Raw genomic sequence first — 25814 nt, 5'->3', positions numbered from 1 at the left:
TCAGATCCCTCCTACGGCAGGTGTCAGGAAGCACACCACGTTGCCTTGTCCGTCTTCCACACAGGCACTGCGGCCCACCCCATCGTAATCCATGGGCGGCAACGCTTCACTGCCGCCATTGGCAAGCGCCCAGGCGTAGAGTTCGTCGCAATCGGCAACATCGAATGTCATGGTTCCGCCCCGGATGGGGGATCCGGGCTGGGGTGCGTCCCCGATGCGCGCCATAATCCCACCGCTCAGCGGTTTGTCTGTCCCGATCTGATCGCCCTCGATCAGATGATACTCCACGTCCTCCGCGCCTTCCATCGGTATGAAACCCCATCCGAACAGGCCGTTATAGAAGGCTTTGGCAGCGGACACGTCGCTGGCATGAATTTCGAAATGCGGCATCACACGGCCTCCTCTGCGTAGATATCCGTCCACAATTCGTCCAGCGCGGGTTCCGGGCTTTCGCGGGCGAAATCGGCGCTCGCGTTCACCACCGACTTGATCTCCTTGTCGATCGCCTTGAGGTCGTCTTCGCTGGCATGATTGCCCTGCAAAAGCATGTCGCGCACGTGGTCGATGGCATCGCGTTCTTCGCGCATCTTCTGGACCTCTTCGCGGGTGCGGTACTTGGCCGGGTCCGACATGGAATGGCCCCGGTAGCGGTAGGTCTTGACCTCAAGGATGTACGGCCCCTTGCCAGAGCGGCAATGCGCTACCGCCTTGTCGCCTGCGGCCTTGACCGCAAGCACATCCATGCCGTCCACGGCCTCACCGGGAATGCCAAAGGCCGCCCCGCGGGTGTGCAGATCCGGCGTCGATGTGGACCGCTGCATCGCGGTGCCCATGGCGTACTGGTTGTTTTCAATGACAAATATCACCGGCAATTGCCACAGGGCGGCCATGTTGAAGGTCTCGTAGACCTGACCCTGGTTGGCCGCGCCATCGCCAAAATAGGTAAAGGTGACGTTGTCGTTGCCCCTGTACTTGTCGGCAAAGGCCAGCCCGGCCCCCAGCGGCACCTGCGCGGCCACGATGCCGTGCCCGCCATAAAAGTCCTTCTCTTTCGAGAACATGTGCATGGAGCCGCCCTTGCCCTTGGAATACCCGCCTTCGCGGCCCGTCAGTTCGGCCATGACGCCATTCGGGTCCATGCCACAGGCCAGCATATGCCCGTGATCGCGATACGAGGTGATGCGCTTGTCACCGTCGCGGGCGGCCGCCTCCAATCCGACAACAACGGCCTCTTGTCCTATATAGAGGTGGCAAAACCCGCCAATGAGGCCCATTCCGTAAAGCTGCCCTGCCTTTTCCTCGAACCGGCGGATCAACAACATGTCCTTGTAATAGGCCGTCAGCTCTTCGGCAGATACGTTTGGTTGCTTTGCCGCCTTGGACGTCGTTTTGCGTGCCGCCATGCGTGCCTCCCCCCTGGAAACTGGTTTAGTGTTAAACCTTTTTTCAAAGCCTACGATCATCCTCCGACGAAAAGCAAGACCGGATCGCACTTGGCCATCGGCTGATTCGCGCCGGTCGAATGACGCCGGGGCAGTTGTGGCAAAACAATGGCAGCCCCCGTACCGGGACTGTTTTTCGCCCGCGGACAATTATGGCCTAATTTGGGCGTAATTAAGCAAATCTACAGACTTCATGGCGCAAATAAGGAGAGATTAAGGCTCGTTCGCTGCACGGGACCACATTTATGCCAGAAATCGCCGCCTATGGATTTATGGGATCACAAGCCACTCAGGGGCTGTTCGGGGCCAATGTGCTGGCCACGCGGTCAACGCTTGCGCAGGGCGGCGATTACGACCGCGTGATCGAAGATCTGGGTGTCGGGTCGTTCCGCTATCCCGGTGGATCGCTGACCGAACGCTACTTTGACATCACCAATCCCAATGCAACCGTGGTGTCGGATCGCGACACCGGCGACATGCGGGATTTCATCCCGCTGAACGAAGCGATGGCCTACGCGGCAGAGGAGGGCCTGTCCGTCACCATCGTAATCCCGACGCACAACCTTCTGACAGACTCGGTCGACGCCAATGGCGACCGCTTCGCCAACATCGACGAAGACGCGCTGCGCGGGTTCGTGCGTGACACGGTCAATGGCGTATACGGGTCGGCCGAGGTTGAGGCGTTCGAACTGGGCAATGAATACTGGGGCAGCGGCCAGATGTCCTCGATCGAATATGGTCGTCTGGCCAGCGAAATGGCCGTGATCATAAATGACGAACTCGACCTGCAGAACGCCGATGCCGATATCGTTGTCCAGTCGGGAACCAACTTCAACTTTGCGCGGATGTCCGAAGAGTACAGTGACGACATGTCGAGCGCTGCGATCCTTGCCGATCTGAACGACAGCTATGGCCTCAATCTGGGCGAAGACAGCCTGTTCAGCTCCGGCCAGGTCAACTGGACCCATGTCGCCAATGAAATGATCCTGTCCGAGTTTGACACGCAGGCCGAACAACTCGCGGTCGATCAGGTGGCGGTGCATGTCTATTCCCGCGGTCAGGTGAACGAAGGCCAGCGCAGTTTTTTCCTCAACAGCACCGATGAAACCTGGGGTGAAGACATCCCGGACGCGCGGATCGCGGTCACCGAATGGAACACCGCGGGCAACACCGGGTCGCTGGACCGTGACAGTGATTACGGCCTGCACCAGTCGCAGGAAATGATCAACGTCATGGAAGAGTTTCTGCGCTTCGACGTGGAACAGGCCCATGTCTGGCCGCTGATCCAGAACACCCCCAACACGCTGAGCGTCGATGACGGCCAAGCCGATCTGTCCCCCGGCGGCGCGATGTTTGCAATGATGCAGGACGCGTTGCCCGGCAAAACGGCGATTGATCTGACACCGGAACGCGGCGCCGACACCGAGGTGGAGGAAGATGGCGTCTCGGTCCACGGGTTCTGGGAACCAAACGAATTGCTGTTCTACGTCGCCGCCACCGGTGACACGGGGGCCACAACCACGGTGGATTTCTCTGGGCTCGTGTCGGATGCGGGCCGGGTTGAAATCTCGGTGCTGGGCGTGGCCGAAGGCGATGCGGCAGGGTCCAGCAGCTCGGACGCGATGGTCGATGAAATCGACCCTGCGTCGGTGATGGCCGGCACGAACCTATCGGTCGACATGAACGAAGGCGAAATCATGCAGGTGCGGATGTTTGATTTCGTGCCGTCCCGCGACTTTCAGGCGGTGATTTCCGAAGAAGCGCCAGACGCGCTGCCAGAGCCGATGATTGATCCCTTTGTCGAAGACGGCGCAGACAGCGACGCGTCAACCGATCTTGATCAGCTGTTCCCAACCGTGCCGTTTAGCGAGGCCGACGCGACCTATCTGGCGGCAGAAGAGGCCGCGGCGGCGGAGGAGGGTGGAGAGGACAGCGACGATGACGGCATGGGCGGGCTTGCGGATCTGATGGCTGCGATTCCGCTGCTGGGGCTGATGGCGTTGTTCATGTAGACTCGGTCTGCGGGCTACGAATGCTGTTTTTCCTGACGAACAGGTAACGCGCCGAGGGGTGCTTTATGGCGCAAATCATTGAAATAGTTTGTCATTTTGTCGCTTTGCCATGCGCCCTGTGAGGGTCGGGTGCGGCCGTGGGCTGGTCGCGCCGCGCCGGACGGACGATTGGGATCAGCTGAAGGTTGGTCAAAAGCGGGGTTACCCATGGGTAACCGTTAATTCTTGTTAAGAATTAACGCACGACGATTTCGTCGGTGCGCACCATGCCCAGCATGTCCCGCGTGCGTTCGTCGAGCAGGTCAAGATCAAGATAGGTGTCAGACAACCGCCGGGTGAGGTTTTCCATCCGCGCGACTTCGATCTGCAGGTCCTTGAGTTCCGCCTCAAGCGCGCGGGTTTCCACCACGATCTCGGCGCGGCGGAACACGCCGTAATCGCCCTGCACCGCGGCAAACACAAAATACGCCCCGACGCAGAACGAGCCTGCGAAGAAAACAAGGCCCCCAAGGGCCGGGCGGGTGCGGTTTTGTGTCATCAATTGCCTCGGTCGCGTTTCTTTGCGAACGCATGGTGCGAAGGTGGCACAGGGAAATCCGCGATGGAATTCCCCTTTTGCCGATTCCGGTCATTTCTTGCCGGTTCGTTGCCAGGTGTGGCTTTCCGGACTCTGTCGCTCAGGCGCGGATCAGCCCAACGCGGCCACGCCCGGCAAATCCTTGCCTTCCATCCATTCCAGAAACGCGCCGCCAGCGGTCGAGATATAGGTGAAGCTGTCCGCAGCCCCGGCCTTGTTCAGTGCCGCCACGGTGTCGCCACCGCCCGCCACCGAAATCAGAGATCCGGCGCGGCTCAGCTTGGCCGCGTGGGCCGCCGCCGCATTTGTCGCTGCATCAAAGGGCGGGATTTCGAACGCCCCCAAAGGTCCGTTCCAGATCAGCGTTTCGGCCCGGTCAAAGGCGGCACAGATATGTGCAACGCTTTCAGGTCCGGCATCCAGGATCATCGCGTCGTCGGGACAGTTTTCCGTCATCACGGTTTGCGATGCCGCTCCTGCCTTGAACTCGTTTGCGACAACCACATCGCGGGGAAGCAGGATATCGCATCCGGCGTCTGCGGCCTTGGCCGCGATCTCGCGCGCCGTGTCGGCCAGATCGTGTTCGCACAGCGACGTGCCGACGTTGACGCCCTGGGCTGCGAGAAAGGTGTTGGCCATGCCGCCGCCGATCACAAGCATGTCGACCTTTTCGATCAGGTTGGACAGCAGGTCCAGCTTGGTGGACACCTTGGCCCCGCCCACAACCGCGACCACGGGGCGTTTCGGCTGACCCAAGGCGCTTTCCAGGGCGCGCAGTTCCGCTTCCATCAGACGTCCGGCACAGGACGGCAGCAGGTGCGCCACGCCCGTTGTCGAGGCATGCGCGCGGTGCGCGGCAGAGAACGCGTCATTGCAAAAGACATCACCGAGGGTCGCCAGAAACTGCGCCATCTTGGGGTCGTTGGCCTCTTCCATCGGGGAAAACCGGGTGTTTTCCACCAGCACGACCGCATCCATCGGCAGCGCGTCGATGTCTTCGCGCGAGGGGCGTTCCACAAAGGTCACGGCGCGGCCCAACGCGTCTTCCAGCGCAGGCAGGGTGATGCGCAGGCTCATCTCCGGGTTGGGTTGTCCTTTCGGACGGCCAAAATGCGCAAGCAGGATTGGCGTGCCGCCCTTGGCCAGAATGTCGGTGATGGTGGGCACGATCCGGGTGATCCGGGTGGCGTCGGTCACCTGTCCATCCTTGACCGGCACGTTGATATCGACCCGCGTCAACACGCGCTTGCCCGCCAGATCCATGTCATCGAGTGTTTTCCAGGCCATCGGTCCCTCCAATCCTTGCATGTGACGCTGTGATGGCGGGCCAAAGCGCAGAGGTCAATGCGGTCCTTGGCTTTCCGCGTGTGTCGCCTTAAGTCATGGCGCAACCAGACATGTAAAGGAGCGCGGCATGGCCGACATCAAAGACCCCGAAAACACCATCCTCGTCGAGTTGAAAGACGGGACCGTCACAATCGAATTGCTGCCGGATGTGGCACCCAAGCACGCCGAGCGCATGAAGGAACTGGCGCGGGCCGGGGCCTATGACAATGTGTGTTTCCACCGGGTGATTGACGGCTTTATGGCGCAAACCGGCGATGTCGAGCATGGCGATATGGAAGACGGCTTCGATCTGCGCCGTGCGGGCACGGGGGGATCCGCGCTTCCGGATCTGCCTGCAGAGTTTTCAAAGCTGCCGCATGACCGGGGCACCCTGGGCGCGGCGCGGTCGCAGAACCCCAATTCGGCCAATTCGCAGTTCTTTATCAACTTCACCGACAACCATTTCCTGAATGGTCAGTACACGGTCTATGGCCGCGTTGTGTCGGGCATGGAACATGTCGATGCGATCACACGGGGCGAGCCGCCTGCGGCGCCGGACCGGATGATTTCGGTCAAGGTGGCCGCCGATGCATAAGCTTGCCGCCGCTTTTGCACTGCTTGCGTCGCCGGTCTGGGCGACCGGGCTGCAGATCGATATTGCCGGTGAAGCGTCGGGTGTTGTCACCATCGACCTGTTCGAAGACGTGGCCCCCCAGCACGTGGCCCAGATCACCGCGCTGGCCGAAGATGGGGCCTATGACGGTGTGGTGTTTCATCGCGTGATTGACGGTTTCATGGCGCAAACCGGCGATGTGGAGTTCGGCAAGCTTGACGGCGGTGACATGGGTATGGCCGGACGCGGCGCGTCGGATCGCCCGGATCTGCCTGCGGAGTTTTCGGACCTGCCGTTTGACCGCGGTGTGGTTGGCATGGCGCGGTCGCAAGACCCGAATTCGGCCAATTCGCAGTTCTTCATCATGTTCCAGAAGGGGTATTTCCTGAACGGTCAATATACCGTTGTGGGGCAGGTGACCGAAGGCATGGACGTCGTGGATGCGATCAAACGCGGTGAAGGCCGCAATGGCGCGGTGATCGGCCAGCCCGATGTCATGGCGGATGTGACCGTCATCGAATAACGAAATTGAGCGTGGCCTGTGCAGGCCACGCCCTGTTTTAGCTGGCGATGCCAGCGATTGGCACAGCCTGGCACGGGTCCGCAGTCACCCCGGCGAGTCCCGGTTTTCCACGGTCGATTGGCATATTTTCAAAAAGAAGAAATCCCTGTCACGCGGTCACAGCTGCGTGTGCGGGGCTATGCAGCCGTGGGCGCTTTGACGCAGACTGTCTTGGCGCAATGCCGGGAGGGTCTGATGCGACAGGTGATATGGGCGGCGGTGGTGTCGTCGTTTCTGGGGGGCGCGGCTGTGGCCAGCCCGGAGTTCTGGCAGCACGAGTGGCCCAACACGGATTTCGAGACCACGTCGGTGGAGAACTGGGTCGAGATTCTGTCGGGTGGTCCGCCGAAGGACGGGATCCCGGCCATTGACGGCCCGGATTTTATTCCGGTTGTGGACGAGACCCGGATCGCGCCAACCGAACCTGTGATCACGCTGGAATTGGGGGATGAGGCGCGGGCCTATCCGATCCGGTATCTGACCTGGCATGAAATTGTGAACGATACGGTGGCGGGGGTTCCGGTTGCGGTGACCTTTTGTCCATTGTGCAATTCGGCGCTGACCTTTGATCGGCGCGTAGCGGGGCAGGTGTTGAGCTTTGGCGTGTCGGGCAAGCTGCGCCATTCGGATATGGTCATGTATGACCGGCAGACCGAAAGCTGGTGGCAACAGGCGGTGGGGACCGGCATTGTCGGCACCTATACGGGCACGGAATTGGTAAGTGTGCCAAGCTGGATGGAAAGCTGGGCGGAGTTTTCGACGCGCAATCCGGAGGGCGTTGTGATGGCCGAACCGGGGTACAAGCGGGACTATGGCCGCAACCCGTATCGCGGCTATGACACGTCAACCAAGCCGTTCCTGTACTCTGGCGAAATGCCGCCGCATGGGATTGATGCGCTGGCGCGGGTGGTGCGGGTCGGTGACCGGGCGTGGCCGATGGAGCGCTTGCGCACAGCCGGAGAGATTGCGGAGGCCGGGGTGGTCATTTCCTGGCGGGCCGGTCAGGCCTCTGCGCTGGATACGGCGCGGATTGGTGCGGGGCGCGATGTGGGGTCGATCCGGGTGCGTGACGCGCAGGGCCGGGATGTGCCGCATGACGTGATGTTTGCCTTTGCCTATCACGCGTTCTGGCCGGACGGGGATTGGATGCTGGGCCAGTAGCGCGACAGGGTTCGCATGGGTCCGGGCAGACGCAGCCATGTGCCGCCTAAGGCCTGTGGCTGTGCCCCGCTGCGCAGTTTGAACCGGGTCAGACCTGGCGGGCCGTTCAAGGTGCCAAGATCGAGCGTGTTGTAGCCTTGGGCCGATAGCCAGGTCATCGCGCGCCAGAGCGTGAGCGCATGTGCCGAGGTGGCGCGGCCCGCCGTTGTGGTGGTGCCGATATGGTAGGTGGCCCAGGGCGCGTGGCAGAGCAGGATCATTGCCGCGATTGGTTGACCCTCCAAGCGGGCGGTGACCACCTGCGCCGCGCCGGGGTTTTGATCCGCAAATGTGCTGAGAAACTGCGTCGGCCAGCCGCGATACCCGCGTTGGGCCTGCTGTTCCAGATCGGCGGTGATGATCCACATATGTTGTTGCGGGTCGAATGTGTGGATGTCCGTGGTCACGCCGGCCCGTTCCGCGCGCCGCAGGGCATTGCGCCATTTTCCATGCAGGGCGGACCGCATTTTTGCAGGTGTTCCAAGGGGCAGAAGTGCGACCCTTTTGGATTTGGCCAGGCGCAGGAAGCCCGGCAGGTGGTCTGCAGGTTGGTCGGCATTGACCACCAGAGGCCCGGGCATGTCGAAACGGTCAAGCGCCGCCGCCGTGTCAAAACCCGGCCTGGCCACCGGCCCGCGCGAGATCAGGTGGACAGGGCCGATCCAGCGGATGTGCCGGGTTTGCACAAGACACCGCGTGTCAGGTGTAGTCGTCAGCCACGACACCTGTGTCCCAAGGGCGGTCAGGGTGCGCGCGAAGGCGTCGGATTGCTGGAGCGGGCAGGGCAGCATTGCCGCACCGTGTCAGATGGGCCTTACCACCGGGTAAAGAGCCGCATCCGATCTCGCAAAAGACCGGATGCGCGGCGTTATCCCGCCAGTTTGACCAGCGCGTGGCGTTTTTTGCCAGCGCTGAGCTTGATCGGCGTGGCAAGTGTTGCGCTGTCGATGATCAACCCCGCATCGGTCAAGGGCGCGTCGTCCAGTTTCGCACCGTTTTCCGCGATCAGGCGCTTGGCCTCCTTGCCCGATTTCGCAAGGCCGGTTTTGACAATCAGCTGAACCACGGAAATGCCGTCTCCGATATCCTGAGCGCTGAGCGAGACCGTGGGCAGATCATCGCCAACCCCGCCTTTTTCGAACACTTCGCGTGCGGTTGCTTCGGCGGTTTTTGCGGCCTCGGCTCCGTGGCACAGCGTGGTGACGGCGTTGGCCAGAACGATCTTGGCGTCGTTGATCTCGGACCCGGCCAGCGCGCCAAGGCGGTCGCATTCGTCCAGCGGCAGCTCGGTGTAGAGCTTGAGGAACCGGCCCACATCCGCGTCGGTGGTGTTGCGCCAGAATTGCCAGAATTCATAGGGGCTGCGCATATCGGCATTGAGCCAGATCGCGCCATCGGCGGTCTTGCCCATTTTCTTGCCGTCGCTGGTGGTCAGCAACGGCGAGGTCAGGCCGTAGATCTCGTGATCCAGCACGCGGCGGGTCAGGTCGATCCCGTTGACGATATTGCCCCATTGGTCCGAGCCGCCGAACTGAACAAGGCAGCCGTAGCGGCGGTTCAATTCAAGGAAATCATAGGCTTGCAGGATCATGTAGTTGAATTCAAGAAAGCTCAGGCTTTGTTCGCGGTCCAGCCGGGATTTCACGGATTCAAACGACAGCATGCGGTTGACGCTGAAGTGCCGCCCGATATCGCGCAGGAAGTCGAGATAGTTCAGACCGTCGAGCCATTCGGCGTTGTTCAGCATCAACGCGACATTGTCTTGCCCGACCGCTTCGCTGCTTGAGGGCACAGGCGAACCAGCATCATAGGAGATGTACTTGGCAAAGACCTGCTGGATGCCGCTGATGTTGTCGTCGATCTGTTCCGGCGTCAGCAACGGGCGTTCGTCTGCGCGAAAGCTTGGGTCGCCCACCTTGGTGGTGCCGCCACCCATCAGGGTGATCGGTTTGTGCCCGGTTTTCTGCAACCAGCGCAGCATCATGATCTGGATCAGGCTGCCCACATGCAACGACTTGGCCGTCGCATCAAAGCCGATATAGCCCGGGACCACCCCTTTGGTCAGCGCCTCGTCAAGGCCCTGATAATCGGTGCAATCAGCCAGAAAGCCGCGCTCGATCATGACGCGCATGAAATCCGATTTGGGATGGTAGGTCATGGGAATGCCTCTTAAAGTTTGGTCCGGCAGCTATACGCAGGGCGGGGCAAAAGGTGAAGGGCAAGTTGGCAGAACCAATCTGGGCATTGGGGGCGATGTCGGGCACGTCTTTGGACGGGGTGGACGCGGCCATGTTGCGGACCGACGGGGTGACGATTTCCGGCTTTGGACCCACGGCGTACCGGGCCTACAGCACCGCAGAGCAGGCGTGTTTGCGCGCGGGTTTGGGCCAGTGGTCTGGCGACGCCGTAGAAGCGGCGGCGCAGGTCGTGACCGACGCCCATATCGCCGCTTTGCAGGGATTTGACGACGCGGCGCTGATCGGGTTTCACGGCCAGACGCTGGCGCATGAGCCGCGCGGGCGTGGCACGCTACAGGTTGGCGACGGCATGGCTTTGGCCGCAGCTTTGAACTGTTCTGTGGTGTGGGATTTCCGGTCGTCGGATGTGGAGCTTGGGGGCGAGGGCGCGCCGCTTGCACCGTTTTTCCATTGGGCCTGTGCCAAGTGGATCGGCGCGCAGCGGTCGGTTGCGTTTCTGAACCTTGGCGGGGTGGGCAATCTGACCTGGGTTGATCCGACCTCCGACGCGCCTGATGCACCGGGGGCTTTGCTGGCCTTTGACACCGGGCCGGCGAATGCGCCGATCAATGATCTGATGATGCAGCGGCGCGGTCTCGATTTTGATGCCGATGGCGCGCTGGCCGGTCAGGGGCAGGTGGTTGACGGGGCGCTGGAGCTGTTTCTAGAGGAAGGGTATTTCCGAAAGATGCCACCGAAGTCTCTGGATCGGAACGATTTTTCACTGATGCTGGACCTGGTGCGCGAATTGGACGATGCCGATGCCGCAGCCACCATGACCGCAATGGCGGCGGCGGCGGTGATGCAGGGGATGGAGCATTGTCCCAGCCCGCCGGAGCGCGTGCTGGTGACCGGCGGCGGGCGGCGCAACCCGGTGATGATGGCGATGCTGCAAACCGCGCTGGATTGCCCGGTTGCGCCGGTGGAAGAGGTGGGGCTGGATGGCGATATGCTGGAGGCGCAGGCGTTTGCCTATCTGGCGGTGCGCGTGATGCGCGGCCTGCCGACCTCGGCCCCCGGCACAACCGGGGTGCGTGCCCCGGTGGGCGGTGGACAGATCACACGGGTCTGAAGAATGTGCGCCTGCGGCGCGCTGCTCTGGCGCGCTGACCCTGCGGGTCATCCCGCGAGTTGGGGCGTTGCCCCAAACCCCAAGGTATTTGTGAAACAGAGAAGATCAGGGCGTGTCCTGCTGCTTCTTCGGTTTGGAAATACCTCGGGGAGCGCGAGGGGCTGGCCCCTCGCTGTGCGGACGGTTCAGCCGCCGGTATGGCTCATGTGGCGCGATACGCGGCCATCGACGGTTTGTCGGGAATAGTCAAAGTCGTGCCCTTTGGGTTTGCGCAGGATCGCATCCCGAATGGCCTGTTCAAGCGGCGCATTGCTGTCGGGGTGGTTGCGCAAGGCGCTGCGTAAATCGGCGTTGTCTTCCTGTCCAAGGCACATGAACAGTTCTCCGGTGCAGGTCAGGCGCACGCGGTTGCAGCTTTCGCAGAAATTGTGGGTCAGCGGCGTGATGAAGCCGATTTTCTGGCCGGTTTCCTCGATCCGGACGTAGCGCGCGGGACCGCCGGTGCGTTCGGGCAGATCGGTCAGGGTGAATTGCTTGCGCAACTCGTCGCGCAATTCGCTGAGTTTCCAGTATTGGCCCAGACGGTCTTCGTTGCCGATATCGCCCATGGGCATCACTTCGATGAAGGTCAGGTCCATATCGCGGCTGGCGCACCAGTCTGTCATGGTGAACAGTTCATCTTCGTTAAAGCCCTTGAGCGCAACCGCGTTGATCTTGACCCGCAGCCCGGCGTTCTGGGCGGCGTCGATCCCCTTGAGCACCTGTGGCAGGCGGCCCCAGCGGGTGATGTCGGCGAATTTCTGTTCGTCCAGCGTGTCGAGCGAGATATTCACCCGGCGCACACCGGCGTCATAAAGCGCGTCGGCAAAGCGTTCCAGTTGTGAGCCGTTTGTCGTCAGGGTCAGTTCCTTGAGCGTGCCGGCCTCAAGATGGCGCGTCATGGCGCGGAAGAAGGTCATGATGTCGCGCCGCACAAGGGGTTCGCCGCCGGTGATGCGCAGCTTTTCGACCCCCATGCCAATGAAGGTGGAGCACATGCGATCCAGTTCTTCGAGCGTCAGCAATTCCTTCTTGGGCAGGAAGGTCATGTTCTCGGACATGCAGTACACGCAGCGAAAATCGCAGCGGTCCGTGACGGAGACGCGAAGGTAATTGATCGCGCGCTGGAACGGGTCAATAAGCGGTGTCATGCTGATGACCCTAGCCTTTCAGCAAGAGGTGGGCAAGTATGTGACAGCAATCCACGGCAGGACAAAGGTCGGAGGCGCAAGTGATTAGAAAAGCAGGAATTTTGAGTGTTTTCGCGCTGTTGGCCGGGTGCGGCCAGTTTTCGCTGGAGCGCCCGTCGCCGGAGGGCCTGTCAGACGGCCAGATGCGCCCGCAGGCGCGGCCCGATGCGCTGGATGTGACGGTGCGCACACCGCCGCCCACGGCACGGACCGTGGAAGAGTTCGACACGACGACGGAAGAAGAGCGTGCGGCAGCGGCATCGGTGGATGTGGGCGGGGAGCGGTCTTTGGGCACAACCATCGTGTCGCTGGGGGATCCGGCGCGTCCGGGGTTCTGGATCGAAACGCCGTTGGTTTCGGCGCCGGGACAGGGCCGCGTGCTCTACCCGGCAACCGGGCAGTCCTCGCAGGTCGAGTTGATTCCGATTGACGGACCCGCCACCGCCGGGAGCCGCATGTCCTTGCCCGCCATGCGTCTTGTTGGTGTGCCACTGACCGGGTTGGTCGAGGTGCAGGTGTTTTCAGGCGGGTAACAGGCGCGCGGCCTCTTTGCGGGCAAAAGGTTTCATCCGGTCACCATGCGCGGCAAGAAAGGCGCGGGTGCGGTCCGGATCGTGGCGGGACAGATCGCGGAGCCACCAGGCGACGGCTTTCTGAATGAACCACTCCGGGTCGGAGACATAGCCTGCGGCCCATCCCAGAATCCGGTCGCGGGCGGCCTGTTCCGCCTCTGACGGGTGGTTTTGCTTGGTCCAGGGCAGGGTGATCACCAAAGCGGCGCGGCGCGTCCATATGTGATCGCTGTTGGTCCAGGTTTCGATCGTTTCAAGGCGGGTGGGGTCGGCGGTAAGTCGGCGTTGTCCGGCCATGCAGGCGTGATCGGCGATGGCCCAACTGTCAAACTCCGGCACCCAGGATTGGATCAAGGTCCACGCCGCGTCGTCCGTTGGTTTGATCCGGGCTTGGGTCAGCAATTTTGCCGCCGCAACACGGGCTTCGAAGATATCCGTTTGCCACAAATCGCCTGCCAGCGTCAGGCGCGTCGGAAGGTCGAGGTCTTTGCGCCAGGCCCGGACCAGAATGTCGGTGTCCGGATTGGCGACGCCCAGATAGGTGCGCGGGGCCTTGTGATAGGCCGCCATTTGCTCCGCGCGACCGGGTTGAGCCTTGGCTTTCAGCGCAGCAAGGGCGTCGTCCAGGGTCATGTTGGTGCTGCTGCGTGCTGCGTCATTCCACGGTCACCGATTTCGCCAAGTTGCGGGGCTGGTCGACATCGGTGCCTTTGGCGATGGCGGCATGGTAGGCCAGCAATTGCGCGGGCAGGGCGTAAAGCAGCGGCGACAGGATCGGGTCCACTTCGGGCAGAACAATGGTGCGCCAGACGTCTGACCCGGCGGCTTCTGCCCCGGAGGCGTCGGTGATGAGGCAGACCTTGCCGCCCCGGGCCATCACCTCGTGCATGTTCGAGACGGTCTTGTCGAAGAGCGTGTCGCGCGGCGCCATGACGACCACTGGCACGGCTTTGTCGATCAGGGCGATTGGGCCGTGCTTAAGTTCACCTGAAGCATAAGCCTCGGCATGTATATAGCTGATTTCTTTCAGCTTCAATGCGCCTTCTAGTGCAAGTGGATACATCAGCCCACGCCCCAGAAACAGAACGTCCCGGGCTTCGGCGATCTTTTGCGCGGCTTTGGCCAATGTGGGGTCGCGGTCGAGCGTTGCGTTGAACAGGCCCGGCAATGCGCGCAGGTTGGTCAGTGTTTCAGAGAGCTTTTCATCACTCATCTTGCCGCGCTGGTGGGCGGCCTTGAGTGCCAGCAGGAGCAGGGCGTTCAACTGGCAGGTGAAGGCTTTGGTGGAGGCCACGCCAACTTCGACACCGGCATGGATCGGCAGGGCAACATCGCTTTCGCGGGCGATGGAGCTTTCGTCGACATTGACCACGGACAGGATTTTTTCAGCCTTGCCTTTGCAATAGCGCAGGGCGGCCAGCGTGTCGGCTGTTTCGCCGGATTGCGAGACGAACAGCGCCACGGTGCCGCTGGTGATGGGCGGTTCGCGATAGCGGAACTCAGAAGCGATATCGACTTCGACGGGAAGCTGCGCCAGTTGTTCGAACCAGTATTTCGCCGTCAGACAGGCGTAGAACGCAGTGCCGCAGGCCACCATGGTCAGGCGGTCGATCTTGGAGAAATCCGGAAGGGTGTCGGGCAGAACGATCGTGTCGCCATCCAGATAGGCGCGCAATGCGTCGGCCAGAACAGTGGGTTGCTCGGCGATTTCCTTGGCCATGAAATGCTTGTACCCGCCCTTGTCGACGCGGGCGGCATCCATGCTGATCTGACGCAATTCGCGGATCACATTTGCGCCGCTTTCATCAAAGATATCAAGGGTATGCCGTGTGAGGATCGCGCAATCGCCTTCTTCGAGATAGGTGATCCGGTCGGTCAGCGGGGCCAGCGCAATGGCGTCGGAGCCGACAAACATTTCCTCGTCGCCATGGCCGATGGCCAGCGGGCTGCCCTTGCGCGCGGCGACGATCAGGTCGTCTTCGCCGTCAAACAGGAAGGCCAGAGCAAACGCGCCTTCCAGACGGGACAGGCATTTGCGGGCGGCTTCGACATGGCTGAGGCCCTGCTGCATGAAGTGATGCGTCAGCAGGGCGATGGTTTCGGTGTCGGTGTCGGTTTCCGGGGTGATCTGGTGATCGGCCAGTTCAACGCGCAATTCCTTGAAGTTTTCGATGATCCCGTTGTGCACCACGGCGACCGGCCCGGATTGATGCGGGTGGGCGTTGGTGGCGTTTGGTGCGCCATGGGTGGCCCAACGGGTGTGGCCGATGCCGGATTTGCCGGGCAATGGGTTGTGCACCAGCATATCCGACAGGTTGACCAGCTTGCCCACGGCGCGGCGGCGGTCGAGTGTTCCTTTGTTGATTGTGGCAATCCCGGCGCTGTCGTATCCGCGATATTCAAGCCGCTTGAGCGCTTCGACCAAAAGCGGGGCGGCTTCGTGTTGTCCCAGAACGCCGACAATTCCGCACATAAATCAATCCTTTGCCTGTTTGGCTTTTTTCGCGCGCAGCATTGAAAAGAGCTTGCGCGCCATGCCATTTTTGTTCGTCTGGTCCACACGGCCAATTGCCATCGCGCCGTGCGGCACGTTTTTGGTGACGGTGGTGGAGGTTGCAGTCATGGCCTCATCGCCCACGGTGACCGGGGCCACCAGCATGGTGTTGGAGCCGATAAAGACATCCTGACCGATGGTCGTTTTGTGCTTCATCACCCCGTCATAATTGCAGGTGATGGTGCCCGCGCCGATATTGCTGCGCGCGCCGATCTCTGCGTCGCCGATATAGGTTAGGTGATTCACCTTTGCGCCCTCATCGACTGTGGCGTTCTTGATCTCGACAAAGTTGCCGATATGCACGTTCTCCGCCAGTTCCGCACCGGGGCGCAGACGGGCGAAGGGACCGACGGTGGCGCCCTGGCTGACATGGGCGCCTTCCAGATGGCTGAAGGCGCGGATGCGGGCGTTGGATTCGACGGTGACGCCGGGGGCGAAGACCACGTTGGGTTCGATTTCGGCGTCACGTCCGATGACGGTGTCATACGAGAAAAAGACGGTGTCGGGGGCTTGCATCTGAACGCCGCTCTTCATCATCGCGGCGCGGGTGGTGCGCTGGAACGCGGCTTCCGCAGCGGCGAGTTCCGCGCGGGAATTGATGCCCAGTGTTTCGGCCTCGTCACACGTTACGGCGGTGGCTTTCAGCCCGCGCGTGTTGGCGATTTCGACGATGTCGGTCAGGTAGTATTCGCCGGATGCGTTGTTGTTGTCGACCGCATCAATCAGGTCAAACAGCACGGTTCTCTTTGCACAGACAACGCCAGAGTTACAGAGTGTTACCGCCCGTTCTTCAGGTGAGGCATCCTTGTATTCCACGATTTTCGACAGCGCGGTATCGTCCATGATCAGGCGCCCGTACCGGCCGGGGTCGGCCGCGTCAAAGCCCAAAACCACAACATCGTGGTCGGCACGCGCCTTGATCATGTCGTCCAGCGTTTCGGTCGAAATAAAGGGGGTGTCGCCATAGAGCACGATGACGTCTCCGTCGAACCCGTCCAACGCGTCTTTGGCCTGGGCCACGGCATGGGCGGTGCCCAATTGTTCGGCTTGCAAGACGGTGGTTGCGTCGGCGTCAAACGCCTTGGCGGCGGCCTCGACCAGATCCGTGCCGTGACCGGTCACGACGACCGTACGCTCGGGCTCCAGCGCCGAGGCCGAAAGCATCGCATGGTGCAGCAGCGGCGCGCCGCCGATCTTGTGCAGGACCTTGGGACGGTCGGACTCCATGCGAGTGCCTTTGCCCGCTGCCAGTAGGACCAGTGCTATGCTCATCAGGTTTCTCTTTGTGTTTTTCTTGTGCTCCTTTTATCCGTCTGACCCAGTGCCGCAAGCCGCGTGATTTCACACAAGGTTGCGGGTTGTGACAGGAGAGATGCAGTGCGAACGGTGATTTTCGATCTGGACGGCACGCTGGCCGACACAAGCGGCGACCTGATCGCGGCGGCCAACCATTGTTTTGATCGCATGGGGATCGCCACGCGCCTTGACCCGGCGACCGATGCGGGCACGGCGTTACGCGGCGGAAAGGCGATGCTGACGCTTGGGCTGGAGCGGGCTGAGCAGTATTCCGCCGATCTGGTGGAGCGCTGGTATCCCGAACTTTTGTCGGCCTATGGCGACGCGCTGGATGTCCACACGGTGATGTATCCCGGCGCGATGGACGCGGTTGAGACGCTGAAACTGGACGGGATTCGCGTTGGCATCTGCACCAATAAGCCCGAAGGTCTGGCGCAATCCCTGATGACGCGTCTGGGCGTGCGGGACGCGTTTGGATCGTTGATCGGGGCCGATACCCTGACCACGCGCAAACCGGATGCCGCGCCCTATGTGGCGGCGGTTGAGCGGGCAGGTGGGGCTGTGGCGCAAAGTTGCCTGATCGGTGACACCGTCACCGACCGCGATACGGCCCGTGCGGCGGGTGTGGCGTGCGTGCTGGTGGGATTCGGTCCGGCCGGCGGCGACATGGCGGCGCTGGAGCCGGACGCGATCATCCATCACTTTGACGAATTGCCGGGCGTTGCGAACCGGATCCTGCCTCAGTCGGCCTGATACAACGGCACGGTCGACATGGAGACCTTGGCGGACCCATCCGTCAGTTCTGCCGCGTGCGCGATGTAGATCAATGTCTGGTTGGCCTCGTCAAAGATGCGTTTCACGCGCAGCGATTTGAGGATAATCGACCGCGAGGCGCGGAACACGTCTTCGCCGTTTTCGTCGCGGTCAATGTCACCGATTGTGATGGGGCCGGTCTGGCGGCACGAAATCGACGCGTTTGACGGGTCTTCGAACCAGTTGCCCTTGCTGAGCCGATCAATCAGCCCGCGTTCGAAATAGGCAATGTGGCAGGTCACCCCGTCGACATCCGGGTCTGCGATGGCTTCGATGATGATGTCATTGCCAACCCAATCGACGCCCACTTCGCCAACCTGTTCGGCAATAGCAACAGACGAAAACGTGACAAGGGCGGCGAGTGCGGAAAGTGTGGATCGCATGGGAATCTCCTGATCGGTGAACACGGGGCTGCACAGGGCAACTGTATCGCAACGCTTGACCGAAGCGATAGGTTGCCATTAAGATTTGAACGAGTGTTCAATAAATTCGCTTTGGGGGAGAGGCGCATGTTCAACGCCACCATGCAGTTTGATCTTGGGGAAGACGTCAACAGCCTGCGCGAGATGGTGCATCGCTGGGCGCAGGAGCGCGTGAAGCCGATGGCGGCTGAGATCGACAGCTCAAACAATTTCCCGCCACAGCTTTGGACCGAGATGGGTGAACTGGGCCTGCACGGCATCACGGTCGATGAAGAATACGGTGGGGCGGGCATGTCCTACTTGGCGCATACCGTGGCGGTGGAAGAGGTGGCGCGGGCGTCTGCGTCTGTGTCGCTGTCCTATGGCGCGCATTCGAACCTATGTGTGAACCAGATCAAGCTGAACGGGACCGCCGAGCAGAAAGCCAAGTACCTGCCGAAACTGATCACCGGTGAACATGTCGGCGCGCTGGCCATGTCGGAGCCCGGTGCTGGGTCGGACGTGGTGTCCATGAAGCTGCGTGCGGAAAAGCGGAACGACCATTACCGCCTGAACGGGAACAAGTACTGGATCACCAACGGGCCGGATGCGGACACGTTGGTCGTTTATGCCAAGACTGATCCGGATGCCGGGTCAAAAGGGATCACGGCGTTCCTGATTGAAAAATCCATGACCGGGTTCTCGACCAGCCCGCATTTCGACAAGCTGGGAATGCGCGGATCGAACACGGCAGAACTGATCTTTGACGATGTGGAAGTGCCGTTCGAAAACGTGCTGGGCGAAGAGGGCAAGGGCGTGCGTGTGCTGATGTCGGGCCTCGACTTCGAACGCGTGGTGCTGGCCGGGATCGGATTGGGCATCATGGCCGCCTGTCTGGACGAAATCATGCCGTATATGGCCGAGCGCAAGCAGTTCGGTCAACCGATTGGCAGCTTCCAGCTGATGCAAGGCAAGATGGCCGATATGTATACCGCGATGAATTCGGCGCGGGCCTATGTGTACGAGGTCGCCAAGGCCTGTGACCGGGGCGACGTGACCCGTCAGGATGCGGCGGCGTGCTGTCTGTATGCCAGCGAACAGGCGATGGTGCAGGCGCATCAGGCGGTTCAGGCGATGGGCGGGGCCGGGTTCCTGTCGGACGCGCCGGTGGCGCGTATCTTCCGCGATGCCAAGCTGATGGAAATCGGCGCGGGCACGTCCGAGATCCGACGCATGCTGGTGGGCCGCGAAATGATGGCGGCGATGGGATAAAGGCGTGCCACGCTGGGGGTGGTTCGTTCCGCTGGGCCTTGTCACCCTTGTTGGTGCGTTAATGGCCTTTCGCTACGGATGGATCGCCGTAACACTAACGGAGACGGATGTGATCAACGCTGTTGCCCAACGATACATCACGCAAGACGGGGGTGCGGATGCGCGCGCCAGTGATTGCGTGGGGGTGCCGGGGCAGATCGCGGGGGCGTGGATCACCGTGCAATGCGGGGCGCTGCTGTATCACGTGAACCAGTTTGGCAGCGTGATCTCGACCGACCCGGTGGTTGTGAGGCCGTCGATATGACGGGCCGTCCCATGCTGCGCCCGGCCGCGTACGAGGCCCTGCGGAAACGGTTTGACTGGGATCTGCCGCCGGTTCTGAACATGGCGCAACAGGTCTGTGACGGCTGGGCAGTGACCGAACCGGACCGGCTGGCAATCATCGAGGTGACACCGGATCACATCCGGCGAATTTCCTATGGCGATCTGTGGTACCGGTCGCGGCAGGTTGAAACCGCCCTGATCGAACGCGGCGTGATGAAGGGCGACCGGGTTGGCGTGCTGCTGTCGCAATCGCCCCTCTGCGCGGCGGCGCATATCGCGGCGTGGCGGCTGGGTGCGATCTCGGTTCCGCTGTTCAAATTGTTTCGGGAAGAGGCGCTGAAGACCCGGATCGAAGATGCGGATCTGGGTGTGGTTGTGACCGATCTGGAAGGCGTCGTGCAACTGGCCGGGCTGGGGGTGGCAACGATCACTCGCAGCGATCTGGGGGCCTCTGGCGGCACGCGCGCGATGGTCGAAACCGGGCCAGAGGACGCGGCGACGCTGATCTATACCTCTGGCACCACCGGCAAACCGAAAGGCGCGCTGCACGGGCATCGCGTTTTGACCGGGCATTTGCCGGGTGTCGAGATGAGCCATGATTTCCTGGGCCAGGACGGCGACGTGATCTGGACGCCTGCGGATTGGGCCTGGATCGGCGGCTTGTTCGATGTGCTGATGCCGGGGCTCGCGCTTGGGGTGCCGGTTGTTGCGGCGCGGATGCCAAAGTTCAACGTGGCCGAATGCCGGACGCTGATCGACCGCGCCGGGGTGCGCAACGTGTTTTTCCCGCCCACCGCGCTGCGCATGCTCAAGGCTGAGGACGCGCATATCCCCGGATTGCGGTCCGTCGCCAGCGGAGGAGAGCCTTTGGGGGCCGAGATGCTGGCCTGGGGGCGGGACGCGTTTGGCTGCACCATCAACGAATTTTACGGCCAGACCGAATGCAACATGATCGTGTCGTCCTGTGCCGCGTCGTTTGACCCGTTGCCCGGCGCGATGGGGCGCGCGGTGCCGGGCCATCAGGTGGCGGTGATCGGCGATGACGGACAGCCCCGCGACGGCGAAGGCGACATCGCCGTGCGGCGCGGGTCGGCGTCGATGTTTCTGGAGTATTGGCGCAGGCCCGCCCAGACCGCCGAGAAGTTCCGGGGCGATTGGATGCTGACCGGGGATCGTGGGGTCATGGACGGCGACACGATCCGCTTTGTCGGGCGCGAGGATGATGTCATCACGTCTTCGGGTTATCGCATCGGCCCGGCCGAGATCGAGGATTGCCTTCTGACGCATCCGGGCGTCGCTACCTGCGGCGTGGTGGGCAAGCCCGACCCGCTGCGGACCGAGATCGTGAAAGCCTATGTGGTGCGCAAGGACGGTGCTGAGGTCACCGAAGAGGACCTTCAGAACTGGGTGAAAGAGCGGCTTGCAAGCTATTCCTATCCAAGGGAAATCGAATTTCTTGATACGCTGCCGATGACCGTGACGGGCAAGGTGATCCGCAAGGAGTTGAAGGCGCGGTCGCCGCAGGATGGGACGTCGTGAAACAGGGTCTTCTTGCAATGATCTTCGCCTGTGGTCCGGTGATGGCCGGAGCGCAAACCCTGACCGTTGATCCGGATCGCGTGCGGGCGTGTTTCGAGGCCACAGAGGTCGGCGCTTTGTACCCACCCTGTCTGGGGCAGGCCGCCGGGCAGTGTCAGGACCAGCCCGGAGGATCGACGACGGTGGGCATGGCCGATTGCATTGCGGCGGAAACAGCAGAATGGGATGCCATTCTGAACGAAGAATACAAGGCAACCCAGGCGATGAACGCGGCGCAGGATGCCGAGGGGCGGTCGTCGATCCTTGACCGGACCGAGGCCCTGCGGGACGCGCAGCGGGCATGGATCGCGTTTCGGGATGCCGATTGTGCGGCGCGCTACGCGATCTGGCAGGACGGAACCATCCGCACCATTGTCGGGGCCAATTGCCATTTGACCATGACGGCGTCACGCGCCGTTCAACTGCGGGATATGCGGGGATTTTAAGATGAAATTGCACTCTCAGGCGATCCCATCGTCGGACCAGTTCAAAACCAACCAAGCGGCGCATCTGGAGGCGTTGAAGGTGGTGCAGGACGCGGCGGCTTTGGCTGCGGCGGGCGGCGGTGAACGGTCGCGCGACCGACACGTGTCGCGTGGCAAGATGTTGCCACGGGACCGGGTGGCCAACCTGCTGGATCCGGGCAGTCCGTTTCTGGAGGTCGGCGCCGTTGCGGCACACGGCATGTATGACGGGGCCGCGCCCTGTGCCGGGGCAATTGCCGGGATCGGGCTGGTCCATGGGCGGCAGGTCATGGTGGTGTGTAACGACGCCACGGTGAAGGGCGGCACCTATTATCCGATGACGGTCAAAAAGCACTTGCGCGCGCAGGAGATCGCCGAGGAAAACCATCTGCCCTGCGTGTATCTGGTCGACAGCGGCGGCGCGAACCTGCCCAATCAGGACGAGGTCTTCCCCGACCGCGATCACTTTGGCCGGATTTTCTACAATCAGGCCCGGATGAGCGCGAAGGGGATCGCGCAGATCGCTGTCGTCATGGGGTCGTGTACCGCCGGTGGGGCCTATGTGCCGGCCATGTCGGACGTGGCGATCATCGTGAAAGAGCAAGGCACGATCTTTCTGGCCGGTCCGCCTTTGGTCAAGGCGGCAACGGGCGAAGTTGTGACCGCCGAAGATCTGGGCGGTGGCGATGTGCACACACGGCTTTCGGGTGTGGCGGATTATCTGGCCGAAGATGACGCCCATGCGCTGGCTTTGGCGCGGCGCGCGGTGGGATCGTTGGGGGGTGCCGGGCTGAAGCCCGGCCTACGGCAGACCTCGGAAGATCCGGCTTATGATCCGGACGAGATATTCGGCGTGGTGCCGGGGGATCTGCGCACGCCCTATGACATCCGCGAGGTGATCGCGCGGGTGGTGGACGGATCGCGCTTTGACGAATTCAAACCGCGTTTCGGGGAAACGCTGGTCACCGGGTTTGCCCATGTCGATGGCTGGCCCGTCGGGATTGTCGCCAACAATGGCGTGTTGTTTTCCGAGGCGGCCCAGAAGGGCGCGCATTTCGTCGAGCTGTGTTCGCAACGCAAGATCCCGCTGGTGTTCCTGCAGAACATCACCGGGTTCATGGTGGGTCGGAAATACGAAAACGAAGGCATCGCGCGGCACGGGGCGAAGATGGTCACCGCTGTGGCCTGCACGTCCGTGCCCAAGATCACCATGCTGGTGGGCGGGTCCTTCGGCGCGGGCAATTACGGCATGGCCGGGCGGGCCTACCAGCCCCGGTTCCTGTGGACGTGGCCCAACAGCCGGATCAGCGTCATGGGCGGCGAACAGGCGGCGGGGGTTCTGGCCACGGTCAAACGCGACGGGATCGAAGCCAAGGGCGGAACTTGGTCCGCCGAGGAAGAAGCCGCGTTCAAACAGCCAACCATCGACATGTTCGAGGAACAGGCCCACCCGCTTTACGCGTCGGCGCGGCTTTGGGATGACGGGATCGTTGATCCACGCAAAACGCGGTCCGTGTTGTCGCTGTCGCTGCAAGCCGCGATGAACGCGCCCATCGAGGAGACGCGCTTTGGTGTGTTCCGGATGTAACTTGGGGGCCAGCCCCCAAACCCCCGAGGTATTTCGGGCAAGAGGAAGCGAAAAAGGCAGAACGATATGTTTGACACGATCCTGATCGCCAACCGGGGTGAGATCGCGTGCCGCGTGATCGACACATGCAAACGTCTGGGGGTGCGCACGGTTGCGATGCATTCCGATGTGGATGCCTCGGCGCGCCATGTCGCGATGGCGGATGTGGCGGTGTCGCTGGGCGGCGCCACCCCCGCAGAGAGCTATCTGCGCGGGGACGCCATCGTCGCCGCGGCACTTGAAACCGGCGCGCAGGCGATCCATCCGGGATACGGGTTCTTGTCCGAAAACCCGGAGTTCGTCGACGCGGTGGAGGCGGCCAGGCTGGTCTTTATCGGGCCATCTGCCAAAGCGATCCGCGCGATGGGGTTGAAGGACGCGGCCAAGGCGCTGATGTCAAAGGCCGGTGTGCCAGTTGTGCCGGGCTACCAGGGGGCCGAACAGGGTGTGGATCATCTGGCGGCGGAAGCCGCCAAGATCGGCTATCCGGTTCTGATCAAAGCGGTCGCAGGCGGCGGCGGCAAGGGCATGCGTCTGGTGGAGGCACCCGAGGCCTTTGCCGATGCGCTGACGGCGGCGCAATCCGAAGCGCAGGCGGCGTTTGGCAATGCGCATGTGCTGATTGAGAAGTTCATCACCTCTCCGCGCCACATCGAGGTGCAGGTTTTTGGCGACGGTGACCGCGCGGTGCATCTGTTCGAACGCGATTGTTCGTTGCAGCGCCGCCATCAGAAGGTGATCGAGGAAGCCCCCGCTCCGGGCATGACCGACGAGATGCGCGCGGCGATGGGATCGGCTGCGGTACGGGCTGCCGAAGCCATCGGGTACAAAGGGGCAGGCACGGTCGAGTTCATCGTGGACGGGTCCGACGGGCTGCGCCCGGACGGATTCTGGTTCATGGAGATGAACACCCGTCTGCAGGTGGAACATCCGGTGACCGAAGCGGTCACCGGGGTGGATCTGGTGGAATGGCAATTGCGGGTTGCCGCCGGGTCGCCCCTGCCATGTGCGCAAGAGGACTTGTCCCTGTCAGGTCACGCGTTCGAGGCGCGGCTTTATGCCGAGGATGTGCCTGCCGGGTTCCTGCCCGCCACCGGGCGGCTGGCGCATCTGGCCTTCCCCGAGGACGCGCGCGCCGATACCGGGGTGCGGACAGGCGATATGATCAGCCCGTTTTATGACCCGATGATCGCCAAGGTCATTGTGCACGGCGCATCGCGCAACGTCGCATTGCGCAAGCTGCGCCGCGCTTTGGCGGAGACGCAGGTCGCTGGTACGGTGACGAACCTCGCGTTTCTGAGCGCGCTGGCCAATCATGCCGGGTTTTCTGCCGGAGAGGTGGATACCGGGCTGATTGCACGGGATCTGGATGATCTGACGGCGGTTGCAGATCCTGCGCCTGCGGCGATTGCGCAGGGGGTGCTGGCGCTGACCGGGCTTGATCGGTCGCCTGCGCCTTTGGACGGGTTTTCGCTTTGGGCACCGCTGGAACAGGATGTGCAGATCGACATCGCTGACACGCGGGCGTCTGTCCGGCTCAGGGCGCTTGGGCGCGGGGCCATTGATGTGACGGTGGGCGACACGGTTGTGCATGCGCGTCACGGCGTGAACGGCTGGCGGTTTGACGGGCAGGCGGCGCGGGCGGTGTTTGTGGACGGCTCTGTGGCGACTATTTTTGGGGCGCAGACCCTTGTGATCACACGTGTTGACGCGCTTGACGTGGAGGCCGGGGCCGGTGCGGGTGGTGATGTGATCGAAGCGCCCATGCCGGGGCTGGTGCGGTCGGTCTTCGTGGCCGAAGGCGACAGCGTGCAGCGTGGGGATCGGCTGGCCATTCTGGAGGCGATGAAGATGGAGCACGCCTTGCTGGCGGCGCGCGACGGGGTTGTGGCCGAAGTGTTGGCGGCACCGGGCGCGCAGGTTGAGGCGGGCGCGGCTCTGATCCGGCTGGAAAGCGACGCGGAGACGGCGGCATGATCCGGTTGCATCACGTCCAATACGGACGGTCGTTCCGTGTGTTGTGGCTGCTGGAAGAGATCGGGTTGGACAAGATCGGCCCGCTTGAGATTGTCGAACATCAGATCGGCACGCGCGAGATGGCGCAAAGCGATCTGGCGCGAATTTCACCTGCGATCCGCATTCCCGCGATTGAAGTGGACGGGCTGGAGATGAGCGAATCCGGGGCCATTGTTCAGCTTCTGGCCGAACGCTATGCGCCCGAGCTGGATCGCCCGGCGGATCATCCGGATCGTGCGGCGTATCTGCAATGGATAGGCTTTGCTGAAACCCAGGCCAGCCTGGTGGAGAACCTGAACCTGCAATTGGTGTTCCTGCGGCCCCCGGCCAAGCCTTCCCCGGTGGTGGTCAAGCTGACGGTGGCGCGGTTGAAACAGACGATGCGGGGGATGGAGGCGCAGTTGGGCGATCAGCCATGGCTGTTGCCGTCGGGGTTTTCGGCGGCGGATGTGATGATGGGGTTCAACCTCTTTGCGCTGCCGTATTACGTGCCGATGGAGGATTTCCCCAAGCTGCGTGCCTATGCGGCGCGGATTGCAGAGCGCCCGGCGCATCGGCGCGCGGTTGATCGTGAAGGCCGGCAGCGGTTCTATGCGCAGGACTTTTATCCGGTTCCGGAGGCGTGAC

At 62.2% G+C, this 25814-nt stretch carries 25 protein-coding genes; 14 read left to right on the top strand and 11 right to left on the bottom strand.

The features are described 5' to 3' along the window. Positions 1-390 (bottom strand): VOC family protein, encoded by a 390-nt coding sequence (locus MWU54_RS02090; protein WP_247080440.1) that lies wholly within the window; start codon positions 388-390, stop codon positions 1-3. Next, positions 390-1403, bottom strand: coding sequence for a pyruvate dehydrogenase (acetyl-transferring) E1 component subunit alpha (pdhA, locus tag MWU54_RS02085; protein WP_247080439.1), 1014 nt, complete (start codon positions 1401-1403; stop codon positions 390-392). Before pdhA ends, MWU54_RS02090 begins: the two co-directional genes overlap by 1 nt. Positions 1404-1687: 284 nt before the next feature. Here pdhA and MWU54_RS02080 point away from each other — a divergent pair, with 284 nt between their 5' ends. Next, entirely contained in the window at positions 1688-3454 is a 1767-nt protein-coding gene (locus MWU54_RS02080) for a type I secretion protein (protein WP_247080438.1), read from the top strand. A 235-nt stretch (positions 3455-3689) separates the two neighbouring features. On the opposite strand, the gene MWU54_RS02075 is transcribed toward MWU54_RS02080, so the two are convergent. Next, positions 3690-3992, bottom strand: coding sequence for a septum formation initiator family protein (locus tag MWU54_RS02075; RefSeq protein ID WP_247080437.1), 303 nt, complete (start codon positions 3990-3992; stop codon positions 3690-3692). A gap of 150 nt (positions 3993-4142) precedes the next feature. Beyond that, entirely contained in the window at positions 4143-5318 is a 1176-nt protein-coding gene (locus MWU54_RS02070; RefSeq protein ID WP_247080436.1) for a phosphoglycerate kinase, read from the bottom strand. A 127-nt stretch (positions 5319-5445) separates the two neighbouring features. Here MWU54_RS02070 and MWU54_RS02065 point away from each other — a divergent pair, with 127 nt between their 5' ends. The 3 genes from MWU54_RS02065 (at position 5446) to MWU54_RS02055 (ending at position 7693) form a co-directional block, all read left to right on the top strand. After that, complete coding sequence (locus MWU54_RS02065; RefSeq protein ID WP_247080435.1) at positions 5446-5952, top strand: peptidylprolyl isomerase; 507 nt, start codon at positions 5446-5448, stop codon at positions 5950-5952. Beyond that, positions 5945-6493 carry a peptidylprolyl isomerase gene (locus MWU54_RS02060; protein ID WP_247080434.1) on the top strand — a complete coding sequence of 183 codons (549 nt, stop codon included), beginning with the start codon at positions 5945-5947 and terminating at the stop codon, positions 6491-6493. The genes MWU54_RS02065 and MWU54_RS02060 overlap by 8 nt, the downstream gene beginning before the upstream one ends. Positions 6494-6727: 234 nt before the next feature. Beyond that, positions 6728-7693, top strand: a complete 966-nt coding sequence (locus MWU54_RS02055; RefSeq protein ID WP_247080433.1) for a DUF3179 domain-containing protein — start codon at positions 6728-6730, stop codon at positions 7691-7693. Here the strand turns inward: MWU54_RS02055 and MWU54_RS02050 are convergent. Together MWU54_RS02050 and tyrS are read right to left on the bottom strand one after the other, a co-directional pair. Next, the gene (locus MWU54_RS02050) at positions 7651-8523 is read right to left on the bottom strand and encodes a GNAT family N-acetyltransferase (RefSeq protein WP_247080432.1); all 873 of its coding nucleotides are present in this window, start codon (positions 8521-8523) and stop codon (positions 7651-7653) included. The two genes, MWU54_RS02055 and MWU54_RS02050, sit on opposite strands and share 43 nt — an antisense overlap. 77 nt (positions 8524-8600) lie before the next feature. Next, the gene (gene tyrS / locus MWU54_RS02045) at positions 8601-9890 is read right to left on the bottom strand and encodes a tyrosine--tRNA ligase (RefSeq protein ID WP_247080431.1); all 1290 of its coding nucleotides are present in this window, start codon (positions 9888-9890) and stop codon (positions 8601-8603) included. A gap of 95 nt (positions 9891-9985) precedes the next feature. Between tyrS and MWU54_RS02040 the strand changes: the two genes are divergently transcribed. Next, positions 9986-11041 carry an anhydro-N-acetylmuramic acid kinase gene (locus tag MWU54_RS02040; RefSeq protein ID WP_247081022.1) on the top strand — a complete coding sequence of 352 codons (1056 nt, stop codon included), beginning with the start codon at positions 9986-9988 and terminating at the stop codon, positions 11039-11041. 185 nt (positions 11042-11226) lie between these two features. Here MWU54_RS02040 and moaA read toward each other — a convergent pair whose 3' ends face one another. Further along, the gene (gene moaA, locus MWU54_RS02035; RefSeq protein WP_247080430.1) at positions 11227-12231 is read right to left on the bottom strand and encodes a GTP 3',8-cyclase MoaA; all 1005 of its coding nucleotides are present in this window, start codon (positions 12229-12231) and stop codon (positions 11227-11229) included. Positions 12232-12332: 101 nt separating this feature from the next. Here moaA and MWU54_RS02030 point away from each other — a divergent pair, with 101 nt between their 5' ends. After that, positions 12333-12803 carry a hypothetical protein gene (locus MWU54_RS02030; RefSeq protein WP_348647589.1) on the top strand — a complete coding sequence of 157 codons (471 nt, stop codon included), beginning with the start codon at positions 12333-12335 and terminating at the stop codon, positions 12801-12803. On the opposite strand, the gene MWU54_RS02025 is transcribed toward MWU54_RS02030, so the two are convergent. From MWU54_RS02025 to glmU, 3 genes are read right to left on the bottom strand one after another with little or no spacing between them, the layout of a single operon-like run. Continuing rightward, positions 12792-13475 carry a DNA alkylation repair protein gene (locus tag MWU54_RS02025; RefSeq protein ID WP_247080429.1) on the bottom strand — a complete coding sequence of 228 codons (684 nt, stop codon included), beginning with the start codon at positions 13473-13475 and terminating at the stop codon, positions 12792-12794. The two genes, MWU54_RS02030 and MWU54_RS02025, sit on opposite strands and share 12 nt — an antisense overlap. 22 nt (positions 13476-13497) lie before the next feature. Continuing rightward, complete coding sequence (gene glmS / locus MWU54_RS02020) at positions 13498-15315, bottom strand: glutamine--fructose-6-phosphate transaminase (isomerizing) (RefSeq protein ID WP_247080427.1); 1818 nt, start codon at positions 15313-15315, stop codon at positions 13498-13500. Between the two features lie 3 nt (positions 15316-15318). After that, positions 15319-16668: a bifunctional UDP-N-acetylglucosamine diphosphorylase/glucosamine-1-phosphate N-acetyltransferase GlmU gene (gene glmU / locus MWU54_RS02015; protein WP_247080425.1), complete on the bottom strand. Its 1350-nt coding sequence runs from the start codon at positions 16666-16668 to the stop codon at positions 15319-15321. A gap of 105 nt (positions 16669-16773) precedes the next feature. Between glmU and MWU54_RS02010 the strand changes: the two genes are divergently transcribed. After that, positions 16774-17445 carry an HAD-IA family hydrolase gene (locus MWU54_RS02010; protein WP_247080423.1) on the top strand — a complete coding sequence of 224 codons (672 nt, stop codon included), beginning with the start codon at positions 16774-16776 and terminating at the stop codon, positions 17443-17445. On the opposite strand, the gene MWU54_RS02005 is transcribed toward MWU54_RS02010, so the two are convergent. Further along, complete coding sequence (locus MWU54_RS02005) at positions 17433-17888, bottom strand: CreA family protein (protein ID WP_247080421.1); 456 nt, start codon at positions 17886-17888, stop codon at positions 17433-17435. The genes MWU54_RS02010 and MWU54_RS02005 overlap by 13 nt on opposite strands. Before the next feature lie 126 nt (positions 17889-18014). Here MWU54_RS02005 and MWU54_RS02000 point away from each other — a divergent pair, with 126 nt between their 5' ends. The 7 genes from MWU54_RS02000 (at position 18015) to MWU54_RS01970 (ending at position 25813) form a co-directional block, all read left to right on the top strand. Beyond that, on the top strand, positions 18015-19178 hold the full coding sequence (locus MWU54_RS02000) for an isovaleryl-CoA dehydrogenase (protein WP_247080419.1): 1164 nt from the start codon (positions 18015-18017) through the stop codon (positions 19176-19178). A gap of 4 nt (positions 19179-19182) precedes the next feature. After that, the gene (locus tag MWU54_RS01995) at positions 19183-19482 is read left to right on the top strand and encodes a hypothetical protein (RefSeq protein ID WP_247080417.1); all 300 of its coding nucleotides are present in this window, start codon (positions 19183-19185) and stop codon (positions 19480-19482) included. After that, entirely contained in the window at positions 19479-21041 is a 1563-nt protein-coding gene (locus MWU54_RS01990) for an AMP-binding protein (protein WP_247080415.1), read from the top strand. Before MWU54_RS01995 ends, MWU54_RS01990 begins: the two co-directional genes overlap by 4 nt. Beyond that, complete coding sequence (locus tag MWU54_RS01985) at positions 21038-21526, top strand: lysozyme inhibitor LprI family protein (protein ID WP_247080413.1); 489 nt, start codon at positions 21038-21040, stop codon at positions 21524-21526. Before MWU54_RS01990 ends, MWU54_RS01985 begins: the two co-directional genes overlap by 4 nt. Before the next feature lies 1 nt (position 21527). Continuing rightward, positions 21528-23132 (top strand): carboxyl transferase domain-containing protein, encoded by a 1605-nt coding sequence (locus MWU54_RS01980; RefSeq protein ID WP_247080411.1) that lies wholly within the window; start codon positions 21528-21530, stop codon positions 23130-23132. Positions 23133-23198: 66 nt separating this feature from the next. Next, complete coding sequence (locus tag MWU54_RS01975; protein ID WP_247080409.1) at positions 23199-25148, top strand: acetyl/propionyl/methylcrotonyl-CoA carboxylase subunit alpha; 1950 nt, start codon at positions 23199-23201, stop codon at positions 25146-25148. Further along, positions 25145-25813, top strand: a complete 669-nt coding sequence (locus MWU54_RS01970) for a glutathione S-transferase family protein (RefSeq protein ID WP_247080407.1) — start codon at positions 25145-25147, stop codon at positions 25811-25813. The genes MWU54_RS01975 and MWU54_RS01970 overlap by 4 nt, the downstream gene beginning before the upstream one ends. Position 25814 lies beyond the last annotated feature (1 nt).

Source organism: Marivita sp. S6314 (genome assembly GCF_023015985.1).
Taxonomy (GTDB): domain Bacteria; phylum Pseudomonadota; class Alphaproteobacteria; order Rhodobacterales; family Rhodobacteraceae; genus Marivita.
Note: the sequence above shows the minus strand (reverse complement) of the source record. Positions and strands in the feature narration are given on the sequence as shown.

Bases quoted from the DNA above. Each gene is read 5' to 3' on its own strand.
- MWU54_RS02090 (WP_247080440.1), bottom strand. From the start codon at position 390: ATGCCGCATTTCGAAATTCATGCCAGCGACGTGTCCGCTGCCAAAGCC.
- pdhA (WP_247080439.1), bottom strand. From the start codon at position 1,403: ATGGCGGCACGCAAAACGACGTCCAAGGCGGCAAAGCAACCAAACGTA.
- MWU54_RS02080 (WP_247080438.1), top strand. From the start codon at position 1,688: ATGCCAGAAATCGCCGCCTATGGATTTATGGGATCACAAGCCACTCAG.
- MWU54_RS02075 (WP_247080437.1), bottom strand. From the start codon at position 3,992: ATGACACAAAACCGCACCCGCCCGGCCCTTGGGGGCCTTGTTTTCTTC.
- MWU54_RS02070 (WP_247080436.1), bottom strand. From the start codon at position 5,318: ATGGCCTGGAAAACACTCGATGACATGGATCTGGCGGGCAAGCGCGTG.
- MWU54_RS02065 (WP_247080435.1), top strand. From the start codon at position 5,446: ATGGCCGACATCAAAGACCCCGAAAACACCATCCTCGTCGAGTTGAAA.
- MWU54_RS02060 (WP_247080434.1), top strand. From the start codon at position 5,945: ATGCATAAGCTTGCCGCCGCTTTTGCACTGCTTGCGTCGCCGGTCTGG.
- MWU54_RS02055 (WP_247080433.1), top strand. From the start codon at position 6,728: ATGCGACAGGTGATATGGGCGGCGGTGGTGTCGTCGTTTCTGGGGGGC.
- MWU54_RS02050 (WP_247080432.1), bottom strand. From the start codon at position 8,523: ATGCTGCCCTGCCCGCTCCAGCAATCCGACGCCTTCGCGCGCACCCTG.
- tyrS (WP_247080431.1), bottom strand. From the start codon at position 9,890: ATGACCTACCATCCCAAATCGGATTTCATGCGCGTCATGATCGAGCGC.
- MWU54_RS02040 (WP_247081022.1), top strand. From the start codon at position 9,986: ATGTCGGGCACGTCTTTGGACGGGGTGGACGCGGCCATGTTGCGGACC.
- moaA (WP_247080430.1), bottom strand. From the start codon at position 12,231: ATGACACCGCTTATTGACCCGTTCCAGCGCGCGATCAATTACCTTCGC.
- MWU54_RS02025 (WP_247080429.1), bottom strand. From the start codon at position 13,475: ATGACCCTGGACGACGCCCTTGCTGCGCTGAAAGCCAAGGCTCAACCC.
- glmS (WP_247080427.1), bottom strand. From the start codon at position 15,315: ATGTGCGGAATTGTCGGCGTTCTGGGACAACACGAAGCCGCCCCGCTT.
- glmU (WP_247080425.1), bottom strand. From the start codon at position 16,668: ATGAGCATAGCACTGGTCCTACTGGCAGCGGGCAAAGGCACTCGCATG.
- MWU54_RS02005 (WP_247080421.1), bottom strand. From the start codon at position 17,888: ATGCGATCCACACTTTCCGCACTCGCCGCCCTTGTCACGTTTTCGTCT.
- MWU54_RS02000 (WP_247080419.1), top strand. From the start codon at position 18,015: ATGTTCAACGCCACCATGCAGTTTGATCTTGGGGAAGACGTCAACAGC.
- MWU54_RS01990 (WP_247080415.1), top strand. From the start codon at position 19,479: ATGACGGGCCGTCCCATGCTGCGCCCGGCCGCGTACGAGGCCCTGCGG.
- MWU54_RS01980 (WP_247080411.1), top strand. From the start codon at position 21,528: ATGAAATTGCACTCTCAGGCGATCCCATCGTCGGACCAGTTCAAAACC.
- MWU54_RS01975 (WP_247080409.1), top strand. From the start codon at position 23,199: ATGTTTGACACGATCCTGATCGCCAACCGGGGTGAGATCGCGTGCCGC.
- MWU54_RS01970 (WP_247080407.1), top strand. From the start codon at position 25,145: ATGATCCGGTTGCATCACGTCCAATACGGACGGTCGTTCCGTGTGTTG.